Source organism: Levilactobacillus koreensis JCM 16448 (assembly GCF_001435525.1).
GTDB lineage: Bacteria > Bacillota > Bacilli > Lactobacillales > Lactobacillaceae > Levilactobacillus > Levilactobacillus koreensis.
This window is the reverse complement of record NZ_AZDP01000005.1, coordinates 1-10,949: the sequence shown is the minus strand read 5'-3', so window position 1 is coordinate 10,949 and position 10,949 is coordinate 1. Positions and strand designations below refer to the sequence as shown.

The 10,949-nt window shown below is 36.8% G+C and carries 16 protein-coding genes and 2 pseudogenes; 15 read left to right on the top strand and 3 right to left on the bottom strand.

The window, feature by feature from the left end:
• Positions 1-103 precede the first annotated feature (103 nt).
• The 3 genes and pseudogenes from FC99_RS00155 to FC99_RS13700 all read left to right on the top strand — a co-directional run.
• Positions 104-1,033 (top strand): replication initiation protein, encoded by a 930-nt coding sequence (locus tag FC99_RS00155; RefSeq protein ID WP_056986394.1) that lies wholly within the window; start codon positions 104-106, stop codon positions 1,031-1,033.
• Positions 1,026-1,544 (top strand): helix-turn-helix domain-containing protein, encoded by a 519-nt coding sequence (locus FC99_RS00150; protein WP_001748066.1) that lies wholly within the window; start codon positions 1,026-1,028, stop codon positions 1,542-1,544. Before FC99_RS00155 ends, FC99_RS00150 begins: the two co-directional genes overlap by 8 nt.
• 213 nt (positions 1,545-1,757) lie before the next feature.
• A pseudogene (locus tag FC99_RS13700) lies at positions 1,758-1,847 on the top strand (IS30 family transposase); the annotation flags it as partial.
• Positions 1,848-1,888: 41 nt separating this feature from the next.
• Here the strand turns inward: FC99_RS13700 and FC99_RS00145 are convergent.
• Positions 1,889-2,356, bottom strand: coding sequence for a Dps family protein (locus FC99_RS00145; protein WP_042253884.1), 468 nt, complete (start codon positions 2,354-2,356; stop codon positions 1,889-1,891).
• A 567-nt stretch (positions 2,357-2,923) separates the two neighbouring features.
• Here FC99_RS00145 and FC99_RS00140 point away from each other — a divergent pair.
• The 9 genes and pseudogenes from FC99_RS00140 (at position 2,924) to FC99_RS00115 (ending at position 7,969) form a co-directional block, all read left to right on the top strand.
• Positions 2,924-3,568 carry an ArsR/SmtB family transcription factor gene (locus tag FC99_RS00140; RefSeq protein ID WP_027822193.1) on the top strand — a complete coding sequence of 215 codons (645 nt, stop codon included), beginning with the start codon at positions 2,924-2,926 and terminating at the stop codon, positions 3,566-3,568.
• 125 nt (positions 3,569-3,693) lie between these two features.
• Entirely contained in the window at positions 3,694-3,975 is a 282-nt protein-coding gene (locus FC99_RS13500; RefSeq protein WP_008855846.1) for a thioredoxin family protein, read from the top strand.
• 13 nt (positions 3,976-3,988) lie between these two features.
• The gene (trxA, locus tag FC99_RS00135; RefSeq protein ID WP_015474701.1) at positions 3,989-4,303 is read left to right on the top strand and encodes a thioredoxin; all 315 of its coding nucleotides are present in this window, start codon (positions 3,989-3,991) and stop codon (positions 4,301-4,303) included.
• Between the two features lie 20 nt (positions 4,304-4,323).
• Entirely contained in the window at positions 4,324-4,647 is a 324-nt protein-coding gene (locus FC99_RS00130; protein ID WP_006844823.1) for a thioredoxin family protein, read from the top strand.
• Positions 4,647-4,742: pseudogene (locus tag FC99_RS14050) on the top strand (aspartate racemase); the annotation flags it as partial. The gene FC99_RS00130 and the pseudogene FC99_RS14050, both read left to right, overlap by 1 nt.
• 123 nt (positions 4,743-4,865) lie before the next feature.
• The gene (gene trxB / locus FC99_RS00125; RefSeq protein WP_006844822.1) at positions 4,866-5,810 is read left to right on the top strand and encodes a thioredoxin-disulfide reductase; all 945 of its coding nucleotides are present in this window, start codon (positions 4,866-4,868) and stop codon (positions 5,808-5,810) included.
• A gap of 18 nt (positions 5,811-5,828) precedes the next feature.
• Positions 5,829-6,476 carry a DsbA family oxidoreductase gene (locus FC99_RS00120; RefSeq protein ID WP_006844821.1) on the top strand — a complete coding sequence of 216 codons (648 nt, stop codon included), beginning with the start codon at positions 5,829-5,831 and terminating at the stop codon, positions 6,474-6,476.
• A 12-nt stretch (positions 6,477-6,488) separates the two neighbouring features.
• Positions 6,489-6,620 carry a hypothetical protein gene (locus FC99_RS14335; RefSeq protein ID WP_015474697.1) on the top strand — a complete coding sequence of 44 codons (132 nt, stop codon included), beginning with the start codon at positions 6,489-6,491 and terminating at the stop codon, positions 6,618-6,620.
• A gap of 17 nt (positions 6,621-6,637) precedes the next feature.
• On the top strand, positions 6,638-7,969 hold the full coding sequence (locus FC99_RS00115) for a dihydrolipoyl dehydrogenase family protein (RefSeq protein ID WP_042253879.1): 1,332 nt from the start codon (positions 6,638-6,640) through the stop codon (positions 7,967-7,969).
• A 118-nt stretch (positions 7,970-8,087) separates the two neighbouring features.
• Here FC99_RS00115 and FC99_RS00110 read toward each other — a convergent pair whose 3' ends face one another.
• Positions 8,088-8,444, bottom strand: a complete 357-nt coding sequence (locus FC99_RS00110) for a type II toxin-antitoxin system YafQ family toxin (protein ID WP_027822196.1) — start codon at positions 8,442-8,444, stop codon at positions 8,088-8,090.
• Positions 8,444-8,722, bottom strand: coding sequence for a type II toxin-antitoxin system Phd/YefM family antitoxin (locus FC99_RS00105; protein WP_027822197.1), 279 nt, complete (start codon positions 8,720-8,722; stop codon positions 8,444-8,446). The genes FC99_RS00110 and FC99_RS00105 overlap by 1 nt, the downstream gene beginning before the upstream one ends.
• A gap of 76 nt (positions 8,723-8,798) precedes the next feature.
• On the opposite strand from FC99_RS00105, the gene FC99_RS00100 reads away from it, so the two are divergent.
• The 3 genes from FC99_RS00100 (at position 8,799) to FC99_RS00090 (ending at position 10,347) form a co-directional block, all read left to right on the top strand.
• Positions 8,799-9,386 carry a site-specific integrase gene (locus FC99_RS00100; RefSeq protein ID WP_012660357.1) on the top strand — a complete coding sequence of 196 codons (588 nt, stop codon included), beginning with the start codon at positions 8,799-8,801 and terminating at the stop codon, positions 9,384-9,386.
• A gap of 12 nt (positions 9,387-9,398) precedes the next feature.
• Positions 9,399-9,758 (top strand): hypothetical protein, encoded by a 360-nt coding sequence (locus FC99_RS00095; protein ID WP_042253874.1) that lies wholly within the window; start codon positions 9,399-9,401, stop codon positions 9,756-9,758.
• Positions 9,759-10,134: 376 nt separating this feature from the next.
• Positions 10,135-10,347: a hypothetical protein gene (locus FC99_RS00090; RefSeq protein ID WP_042253872.1), complete on the top strand. Its 213-nt coding sequence runs from the start codon at positions 10,135-10,137 to the stop codon at positions 10,345-10,347.
• The last annotated feature ends 602 nt before the right edge of the window (positions 10,348-10,949 follow it).

Sequence of the window (10,949 nt, the reverse complement as noted above, 5' to 3'; positions counted from 1 at the left end):
ATAGAGTTTTGTCTGTTTATAGATAGAGTTTTGTCTGTTTATAGATAGAGTTTTGTAGTATTATATATTCATAAAATCATGTTCATTAAAAGAGGTGTTTCATTTGAGTAATGAAATTGTTAAATATGATCCTGAATTAAATACAATCCCACTTCGAAAATTCACTCCTGTTGAAATGAATTTATTCTTCTCAATAGTTTCTAGAATGCGTGACAAGGGTGACAAAACTGTAAGGTTTTCATTTGATCAATTAAAAGAATTAAGTGCATATAAACCTACAGCAAATAACCGATTTATTGACGATATTGAGAGTACTTATCAAAAAATTTTAGGCTTACGCTTTGGAAGGCGTAGTAAAGATGGGCTTCATCGTGAATTTTTTGTTATGTTTACCGAATTTGAGATAAACGGCCATGCTGATGATCCTTATGTTGATATTAAAATTTACCCCAAAGCTATAAAATTATTAAATGAGCTGGAAAGTTGGGTTCGTTATGCTTTATCAGAATTCAGAGATTTAAAAAGTAGCTACGCAAAAACCATGTTTCGGTTACTAAAACAATTTAGAACTACTGGGTACGCTTACTTTTCAGTTTCGGACTTTAACGAGCTATTAGATGTTCCTAAAAGCTATAAAAGTAGCAATATAAATCAATCCATTTTGAAACCCATCAAAGAGGAACTTACGCCTCTTTTTAGAGGCCTAACGGTTAGGAAAAAATATGGTAAAGGGCGTGGGAAACCAGTGATTGGTTATTCGTTTACCTGGAAACCAGAAAAGAAAGATGCCAATGATTTCTCACAAGGCCAATTACAAGATGAGCGTCAAAAGCTTTTTAATATTCAGCATAATGGTGAATTAACAGAGCAGGAAAAATGGCGCGCCATTGACAAGGTTAAGGGGTTAACTTTAGGCTCTACTGAGAAACAAGCATTGGCTGATAAACAGGCCGAGCACGATAAAAAAATAAGAGATCAAGCAAGACAAGAAGCACTTGCTGAACTCCGAAAGGGGTTTGGAAAGCATGCCTAAAACTATTAGAGAACTTGCTGATGAATTGGGCGTTTCAAAGCAGGCTATATGGCAAAAGATAAAAAGAGATGCGTCAATCGATTTACGTCAATTTACATCAACAAAAGGCAATACTGTTTACGTTGATGTTGATGGGCAAAAAGCTATTAAAGCAATGTTCTCAAACGATTCGTCAACAAGATACCGTCAACAAAAAGATGATGTTGACGACAACAAAAAAGATGCGGTTGATGGACAAGATGAAGTGAAATTCCTTCGAAATTTAGTATCAGAATTTCAATCTGAAAAGAAAGAGTTACATAAGTTACTAGATCAGCAACAAAGATTGGCCTTACAGGACAAACAACTGCTCGAAGAATACAAGGCAGAAATTAAGGACTTGAAAGCCTTAACGATGGCACCGCATGATAATAGTGAAAAAGAAGTGACGTCAGACAAACAACCGGAACCTGAAAATAGCACCCCGGAGTCACAACCTAAACCTAAAAAGTGGTGGCGTTTTGGTAAATAGTTACAACTAAAAAAGAAAAGAAGACTAGTTAAATAGCGGAAGATAAATTTGAACAATCTGTAGCTGCCAAGCTAAAGGGTGAGGGCTGGGACTGTCCCACAGATTATTCTGGTGGGTAGATTGTAAAATTAATCCGAACGCTGTTCGGACAAAAAAGATCAGCTTCCTTTAAAATGGTGTTTACCACAAACCCATCTTTTAGGAGCTGATCTTTTGTCTAGTATAACCTATTCCGAACGAATTAAAATCGAAACCTTTTGTGAACTAGGGCTGTCCAATATCCAAATGGGCGTTCGGATTAATTTTACAATCTACCATAAGCCTACCGATTTTTTAATATTATTTTATTCATCAACTTCCGGCGCCGACCCAAGCTCTGCCTGAATCATCCAGATTTTCTTCTCAATTGCGGTTTTGAGACCAATGAAAATATCTTGGGTACTGAAGTCTTTTTCAACATCGGATACTTCAATGCCGTGTTGGTAAAGGTCTTCCAAGTAACGATAGCCATCAACTAAGTGTGCGAGGCGTTCTGGGGTTGTTTTGTCCCATTCACCAGGCCAGTCTTGAATCTTAGTGTTTTCGGCCATTTCTTTTAAGGTGGAGTAAGGACTGCCATCAAGCGCAATCAGCCGTTCAGAAATGACATCGAGTTGGCTGTCAATTTCTTCCATGAACTCATCCATCAAGGGGTGCAACTTCAAAAAGTTGGGTCCACGCATGTACCAATGCGTCTGATGGATAATCATTGACATCTGGCTCAAATCGGCAACGAGTTGATTTAATACTGCTTTGGTTTTCGTATATTTCATTAGATTGATCTCCTTTCGATATGGTTATTATAACTTAGTGGTAGCTTAATCTGAAACGTTATACACTGGCAAATTAAGTTATTTATAGCCCGTAGAATTAAGTCGTTTTGAAAAGATGGAGACGTTAATTGGTAGATTGTAAAATTAAATAAATCTACAATTGAATTTTATTTACCTTATGAAGATGTTCAAAACGCGTTAAAGGAAAGTGCGCAAAACCCCTTTATACGTACAAAGGATGAATGGGTAGTGGGTAACAATGAGTGTAAATTAAATAAGGCACAAAAAAGGATGCTTAAGGATAAAGAAATATATAATCATTTCAATTTAGAAAATATTCCCAGTTCCATCAAAACGGAGCTAAACAAGATAGTGCATGACATCGATGACTAATACTTTAACACCAAACAGAAAGGGGCTATGAATATATAGGGTCTATAATTATAGGATGACTCCTAAATCTAAAAAGACAAGGCCCATTAATTTATTAACTAATAATATTGAATTTCAATTTCATAGGAAAACTGGTAAACTATTCAACAAAATAGTTGAAAAGGTGGAAAGAAAATGTTTGAACAAGCAGTTAACTACAAAAATGGACTATATGAAGAACTATCTAAAATTGGTAAGGGGCTAAGCAGTGATCGACGATTAGAAATTCTTGATCTTTTAACTCAAGCACCCAAATCAGTTGAAACTATTGCCAACGGGGTCGGAATAAGTGTAGCTAACGCCTCACGCCATCTACAAATATTGAAGGACAGTCATCTGGTTAAAACAAAACGAAAAGGCAATCATATTATTTATAGCCTTAGTTCTCCCAAAATTAGTGATCTTGTGCACCTATTAACCGATATTGGCAACAGTGAACTTTCAGATATGAAAACAATTCAGGATAAATCAGACGCTCAAGATAACGTTAAAACCATTTCCTTAAAGCAAGCTCAAGAAGAATACAAAAATTGCTTTGTCCTTGATGTACGACCTTCTGATGAATATGCAGCAGGCCACATACAATCGGCAATTAATGTCCCATTGGAAACATTAAAAGAATCAATGCCCAAATTACCTAAAGATCAAAAAATTATTGTTTATTGCCGTGGAAGACTATGTGCTAATTCCAACATTGCCACACAGATCTTAAATAGAAATGGTTTTGACGCAGTTAGTTTAAATTCAAGTTACTATTATTGGAATAAAATAACAGAATAAACAGTTTAAGCACGATTTAGTCATTTATTGATTAAATCGTGCTTTTATATTGACTTACAAAAAGTATGTGGTATTATTAAACTATTCAAGCAAACGATTGAATAGTTGAAAGGCAGTGACATAACTTGTCTACTATTGATAAAACGCTAACCTTAATTAATTTTGAGAATAATTGGTGCGCCCAGTGTTATACGCAGCGACCAATAATAAATAAGATTAGCCATGACTTTAATTCATATTTAAACGTTCGGGTAGTGAATTCAGATGCTCACCCAGAACTAGCAAAAAAATACAATGTTTATTCCGCACCCAGTACTATTTTGCTGCGTGATGGAAAAATCGTTGAAAAAATTACCCGTTTTATTGATCAATCACAATTAACAACTTTAATTAAATATTACCTATAAAGGAGCGACTCTTATGGTTAAGAACTTAACTGACAAAGACTTTGTGAAAGAAACTAGTACCGGTGTTACATTAACTGATTTTTGGGCTACTTGGTGTCCTCCATGTCGAATGCAAGGACCGATTATTGAACAACTTGATAAAGAAATTGGCGATAAAGTCAAAATCACTAAAATGGACGTAGATGCAAATCAAAAAACACCAATGGCATTTGGAATTATGTCTATTCCAACCTTAATTATCAAAAAAGATGGCCAAGTAGTTGATAAGCTGGTTGGCCTCCACAGTAAGGACCAACTTAAAACCGTTCTTGCTCAATATACTAATTAGGTTAAGAGGGGAGAAGCTAAATGGAACAACTATCAGTAATGAATAAAAAAGAATTTGATAAAAAACTGAAGAATGGAAAATATATTTTAGTTTTTATAGCTTCTTGGTGCCCTGATTGTAGCTTTATCAAGCCTCATCTACCAGAAATTGAACAAGAATTCAAAGATTACACTTTCATCAGTGTCGATCGTGATGAGAATACCGAATTGGCTCAAGAACTAAATATCTTTGGTATTCCAAGCTTCGTTATTTTTAGAGATGGGCAAGAAATCGGAAGACTTGTCAATAAAGATCGGAAGACTAAAGAAGAAGTCGAAAACTTCATTACCAACACTATTAACTAATGAAGAATTTTTTAACTATTCTTGGCGGTATGGGGACGTTAGCAACTGAAAGTTATGTCCGACTCCTTAATAAGAAAACTGAAACCCATAAAGACTAAGACCATTTAGATTATATAGTGGTTAACCATTATTGATGCACAAGAAGTCATTGTTAATCGTTCATTGGATAAGGGATTAGCGTTACGTGACGACTAATAAGTAGATTGGAGTGAAATTTAATGAGGAAATATGATGTAGTAGTGATTGGGGCCGGTCCTGGTGGAATGACCGCTGCCTTATATGCAGCACGAGCTAATTTAAATGTAGCAATGCTTGATCGCGGTATTTATGGTGGACAAATGAACAACACCGATGACATTGAAAACTACCCTGGTTTTACAACAATTAAGGGTCCTGAACTTGGTGAGAAAATGTATCAAGGAACCGTTAAGGCCGGAGTAAATTTTGTATATGGTGATGTCCAAAACGTTACCGTTGATGATCAACAAATGAAGCATATTCAAACCGATAGTGACGAGTTAGTAGCAAGCGCAGTAATTATTGCAACAGGATCTAATAATCGAAAATTAGGTGTACCAGGTGAAGAAAAGTTCTCCGGAAAAGGGGTTTCTTACTGTGCAGTATGTGATGGTTCTTTCTTTAAAGGAAAGAATGTTACTGTAGTTGGCGGTGGTGATTCAGCAATTTCTGAAGGATTGTACTTAGCTAATGTCACTGATGGAGTTAATGTCATTCATCGTCGCGATCAGTTACGGGCACAAAAGGTATTACAAAATCGTGCTTTTGATAACGATAAGATAGATTTCACTTGGAATACTAGTGTGACAGAGATTTTAGGTGATGAAAATCATGTTACTGGAGTAAAAATTCATAACAATCAGGTCGGTGATGATACAACTCTAGACACTGATGGAGTTTTCGTTTATGTCGGTAACTTTCCAAATAGCCAAATTTTCAATAATTTAAATATTACCGATCAAGCTGGTTGGATTATAACTAACGATCAAATGGAAACAACAATTCCTGGAATCTATGCAATTGGTGATGTCCGGCAAAAGCAACTGCGGCAAATTACAACTGCGGTTGGCGATGGTGGTATTGCTGGGCAAAACGCCTTTGAATATTTCGAAGCCATAAAGCATCGGCAAACGGTTAAAGATTAAAGAGAGGAAAATTACTTTATGGAAATCAAATATTGGTCAGACATTGCTTGCCCCTTTTGTTATATCGGTTCTAACCGAATGAAACGAGCAATGAAGGAAATTGGTATTTATGACACAACTGAATTAGAGTTCAAATCATTCGAGCTTAACCCTGCAACACCAAAGGAAACCGATGAAGGATACATTAATCACTTCACTCAGGGAAATAAGGCAATGGAGCCACAGGCCAAAAAGCAAATGGCTTACATCGAACAAATGGCGCATAACGATGGTCTACCAATGGATCTTGACAGTGTAGTACCTACAAATACTATGGATGCGCACCGGATTATTAAATTCGCAGAAGCTAAAAATGATCCTGATTTGACTGAACGAGTAATTAGACGCTTCTACCAAGTTTACTTTAGTGATGGTCAATCGATTTCTGACCATGATGTGCTATTAAATGCGGCAATGGAAGCTGGGCTTGCTAAAGACGAAGTAGAAAAAGTGCTTAATTCTAACCAATATCATCAAGCTGTGGTCAATGACGAGGCAGAGGCTCAACAATCCGGTATTCATGCTGCACCTTTTTTTGTAATCAATAATAAGTATGCAATTAGTGGTGCCCAACCATATGAAGTCTTTGTTAAAGCCTTAAAGCGAGTTCAAGAAGAAGAAAATTAGGAGGAATTTACGATGACCGAAGATAAGCCACAATTTAATACAATATTTGGCGATAATAATGATGCTGCTGTATGTGGGCCAGACGGTTGTAATATCGCTGAACATCAAAAGCAAACTGAGGATAAGAAGAAGAAAACAAAATAAATGGAGGGAAGCTATAAATGAAGTTTGACTACGTTGTTATTGGCAGTGGGCCATCAGTTTATCGTTTCCTATTGGGAATGCAGAATAGCGGAAAGAAAATCGCGGTTGTTGAAAAGAATCGGTTTGGCGGAATTTGCCCTAACGAAGGCTGCGAACCCAAGATTTTCTTAGAAGGAGCAGCACGAGCAACCTTAACTTCAATGCGTTTGCAAGGTAAGGGAATTACTCAACCAGCTAAGCTTGACTGGAAAGAACTTATTCAGCAAAAGAATAAGGCTATGGCGTCATTCCTAAATAATATGCAAAGTATGTATGAAGGCCTGGGTGCGACTACCATCAAGGGTGAAGCATCATTTGTTGATCAACATACCATTGAAGTTAATAATAAAAAAATCACTGCTGATAATTTTGTAATCGCAACCGGAAAAAAGCCGCATCCTCTTAACATTCCTGGCCACGAGTACCTACTTACTAGTACTAACCTTTTTGAACTCGAAGATACTCCAAAGAACGTCGCAATTATCGGAAGTGGTTACGTTGGTATGGAATTTGCTACATTGTTGTCTGCTGCCGGGGTTAGAGTAACCGTTATTGTCCGATCCGGCCAACCGCTAGAGGGATTTTACAGCCAACACGTTCATCAGTTAGTTGATGAAATGAAAAACTCACTTGGTATTAATTTTATATTTAACACAAATGTTACAGCTGTTACCGAAGCACAAACTGGCTATGAGGTTCAATCAGCTAACGGCAACCTTGGCACTTTTGATAAAGTTATTAATGCCAGTGGTAGAGTTCCTGAAATTAATGCATTGAAACTTGATAATGCTGGTGTAGAGTACAGCAACCGCGGAATTAAAGTTGATAAATATTTGACCACATCAGCAAATAACATTTACGCAATGGGCGATATTGTTGATAAAACCGCACCAGCATTAACCTCTACGGCACAGTTTGAAGCAGACTACTTAAGTGCCTTACTTACTAATAAAACAACTGAACCTCTTAGGTACCCAGTAATTGGAACCGTTACGTTCACATTCCCCCAACTCGCTCAAGCTGGAATTAGTATTGATAAAGCAAAGGAAGACAGTAATTATTCAATTAAAGATATTGATATTACTCAAGGTGACTTTCTTTATGCTGGAACAGATGATCACGCACGATTATCATTAGTCTTTGACAAGCAAAATCATCTCGTGGGCGCTGCTGAAATTAGCCAAACAGCAGTAGATGATATCAATGCACTAATTCCTGTTATGGCAATTGATGTTGATCCAGAGGTTTGGAAAGAAAAGATGCTAATGGCTTTCCCTGGTTTAGCATATAAAATTAGAACATTAATTTAACAACAAGAGGGTCTATTTGTGAAAAATCGCCCCTCAAAAACATTGAAAGAATAACCCCTAATATCTATAATGTAGATACTAGGGGTTATTTATTTTCATATTATAAAAATAACTTCTTCTATTTGTCATTTTTTCGATACCTTTTAGCACGATTTTGACCAGGAAATAAACGATCATGCGATCCGACTCGAATGCCAATTAAGACTAGTTCATCTTTATCAATCGTATAAACCACCAGGACATCGTTAGTTTCGCTTGGTGTTTTGTTTTTCGGGGTATCTCGTAAGTGAAATTCATTATAACCGCTCATTCGCCGATTAAGCTCATGATCTTCAAATTCTGGTGGTAATTGTTGTTGCTCAAGTAACAGGTCAATGGCTGCTCGAACTTCATCAATAATAGATTTGTCTAAACTGGCTAACCGTTTTAGATCAGCATTAAAGGTTGCACGTGGTTTAAATCTTAGTTTTTTCATTATTTAAACTGACTCCAATAATCATCATCTGATTCAACAATTTCATCGTCAGGTAAAACATGGCGTTTAATTAACTGATCACGTGCAATTGCATATTCTAACGAACCTTCTTTCGCTTTTAATGCTCTTTCTAGCCAGTCCATTTTTTCTTGTGAAACGATGGCTACTGCGCGACTATTTGAACGAGCAATATAAACGGTTTCGTCTTCGTCATTAACTTGATCTAAATATTTTTTTAGGTTGGCGCGAAAATCGCTCTGTGTTAATGCTAATGTCATATTTACCACCCTTTCATTGTACTTAATATTGTACTTTAATTTGTACTAAAAATCAATTTTTTAAGGAGCTAAAACTATGCAACAAATTGTCTTACCCATCAAAGATTCAAATGTTCTCAAAGAAGTGCAAGATACGTTACTCCATAATTTCAAAGCTGGTTGGCGTAACTATACCGTTTTTCAAGTGGGTAAAGCGACTCTGTTGCGAGTGAGCGACGTTATGAAGCTTCGTTGGACAGATGTCTTTAACGAAAACGGCACCGTGCGTCAGAATGCGTTTATACACGACCAAAAGACCGGTAAAGCTAACCTGCTCTACTTAAAACCCGTGCAAACTGATTTATTAGCCTATCAAGCTTGGTTGCAAGAAAACCATTTGGTTTCTGACTGGTTGTTTCCCTCGATTCAGCACCCAGAACGACATATCACGGAAAAACAGTTCTACAAAATCATGAGCAAGGTTGGCGATCTGTTAGGAATTAATTATCTAGGGACCCATACGATGCGTAAAACCGGGGCTTATCGCGTTTACACGCAATCAAATTATAATATTGGCTTAGTCATGAATTTGCTAAATCATTCCAGTGAAGCAATGACTTTAGCTTATTTAGGCTTAGACCAGGCTAGTACTGAAACGATGCTGGATAAAATTGATTTTGGTTAGGAGGCTGGCTTTATGGATTTAGATTTTAAATCAAACAAGTATGATCTTTTCGATGATTGGCATCAAAACAAGACTAAACAAGCCTTTACACAAAAGTTGCAGCAACAAGCTCAACTTGAAAAAACACAGCTGCCACAGTTATTGTCGCGTGAAGATTTAAAAATTCGCTGGCAGATGAACTCTCGTCAAAGTGTTCATCAAGTTGCTAGTAAGCCTGATTTTCCGCAACCCGTTTTTGCTTTTAATCATGGTAAGACGCCACTTTACTTAGCAACTGAAATTCAAATTTTCGAAATTAATCACCCTTGGGTAATAACTCCCAGTGCTCGTCTTGCTTATAGTCATTGGATCCTTCGTAATGTGATTGATTAATCTTGAGATTTAGCTCTAGGTCTTTGATCGTTGGCGCTAGCCTTCTAATACAAATAATCCCCATCAAAATGGGGATTAAATCTACCCTTGACACTTGTCAAGGGTGTAAGTGCGCATTGACCTCGTTTCACTCGGTCTGCTGATAACCATACAATCAATTTTTGCCATGGTTGAATTGAATGTATTCTTAATTAAACTTATGCTTACACTTAACTAAGCTTATTGTGCTTTAAATACTTAAAAACTGTTGTAGATTACGCTGTTTTAAGCCAAAATTTTTTAATTGTTTTGTGCAGATAATCTTTATGAGCTTGGTAACAAATTTTGAATAACGGTGCTGTAAGATCTGTGAATTTAAACTGAAAACATTATTTTGATGTTAGGAGTAATTAAGATGGACGAAAAGAAAGTATTAAAACCAATTGATGAAATGCTTGCTGATCCTTGGCAAGTTGATATTCAAGAATTGTTTGAAGCTTTTGTCAATGAGCCTGACGAGATCAAAAGGAATTTGTATGATTCCCTGTATACTTATATTTTGCAAAAAAGACAAGAAGATATTATTAATCGTCCTGGCTTCGTTATTTAGCCCTCTAAAAGCCTACTGAGGGCTTTTTATTTTTGCTTTGGTATAAATACATATAAACAGTCTCAAAATCGCTAGAAACGAGAAATAAGGCCCTTAAAAACGAATATAGCAGTTAGATTCTTGTTAAGATTCAAAAAAACTAACTGTTTGCTGTCAATGGTAGCGGACGAGCAAAGCGTGGGAGCATAAGGAGTTGACAGCTTTTAACCAGTCTTAACACTGAATTGGCGAAAGCCAAAGTTTTATAGAAACTTTGCTTTCCTGCCTAACGGCGAGTGAAGAAGCGGTCAAGCTGGCTCAGCTTGGACGGGGTGCGGGGCGTCAGCGCCCGTTTTAGTGTGGCAAGCCACACCTTTTTGGCAACGAACGGAGTGAGGCGCAAGGAGCAGAGCGACTGGAGTTCAATGTGAGCCGGTTTTTGGCTCACTCCTTTGTTTTTTGATTTTGTATAGTGATGCCTCTTTTAAATCTCTTTTATAAACCTCTTTTGAACCTCTTTTAGGCCCCTATCGAGCTTTACTCCCCCAAGGGATACAGAAGTTTATGGATAGAGTTTTGTCTGTTTATAGATAGAGTTTTGTCTGTTTATAGATAGAGTTTTG

What these genes read in the sequence shown, in the direction of transcription:
- FC99_RS00110 (WP_027822196.1), bottom strand. Translation starts at nt 8,444, where the DNA reads ATGAAAAAACTAAGATTTAAACCACGTGCAACCTTTAATGCTGATCTA.
- FC99_RS00145 (WP_042253884.1), bottom strand. Translation starts at nt 2,356, where the DNA reads ATGAAATATACGAAAACCAAAGCAGTATTAAATCAACTCGTTGCCGAT.
- FC99_RS00105 (WP_027822197.1), bottom strand. Translation starts at nt 8,722, where the DNA reads ATGACATTAGCATTAACACAGAGCGATTTTCGCGCCAACCTAAAAAAA.
- trxB (WP_006844822.1), top strand. Translation starts at nt 4,866, where the DNA reads ATGAGGAAATATGATGTAGTAGTGATTGGGGCCGGTCCTGGTGGAATG.
- FC99_RS00150 (WP_001748066.1), top strand. Translation starts at nt 1,026, where the DNA reads ATGCCTAAAACTATTAGAGAACTTGCTGATGAATTGGGCGTTTCAAAG.
- FC99_RS00120 (WP_006844821.1), top strand. Translation starts at nt 5,829, where the DNA reads ATGGAAATCAAATATTGGTCAGACATTGCTTGCCCCTTTTGTTATATC.
- FC99_RS00115 (WP_042253879.1), top strand. Translation starts at nt 6,638, where the DNA reads ATGAAGTTTGACTACGTTGTTATTGGCAGTGGGCCATCAGTTTATCGT.
- FC99_RS00140 (WP_027822193.1), top strand. Translation starts at nt 2,924, where the DNA reads ATGTTTGAACAAGCAGTTAACTACAAAAATGGACTATATGAAGAACTA.
- FC99_RS00090 (WP_042253872.1), top strand. Translation starts at nt 10,135, where the DNA reads ATGTTAGGAGTAATTAAGATGGACGAAAAGAAAGTATTAAAACCAATT.
- trxA (WP_015474701.1), top strand. Translation starts at nt 3,989, where the DNA reads ATGGTTAAGAACTTAACTGACAAAGACTTTGTGAAAGAAACTAGTACC.
- FC99_RS00100 (WP_012660357.1), top strand. Translation starts at nt 8,799, where the DNA reads ATGCAACAAATTGTCTTACCCATCAAAGATTCAAATGTTCTCAAAGAA.
- FC99_RS00130 (WP_006844823.1), top strand. Translation starts at nt 4,324, where the DNA reads ATGGAACAACTATCAGTAATGAATAAAAAAGAATTTGATAAAAAACTG.
- FC99_RS14335 (WP_015474697.1), top strand. Translation starts at nt 6,489, where the DNA reads ATGACCGAAGATAAGCCACAATTTAATACAATATTTGGCGATAATAAT.
- FC99_RS00095 (WP_042253874.1), top strand. Translation starts at nt 9,399, where the DNA reads ATGGATTTAGATTTTAAATCAAACAAGTATGATCTTTTCGATGATTGG.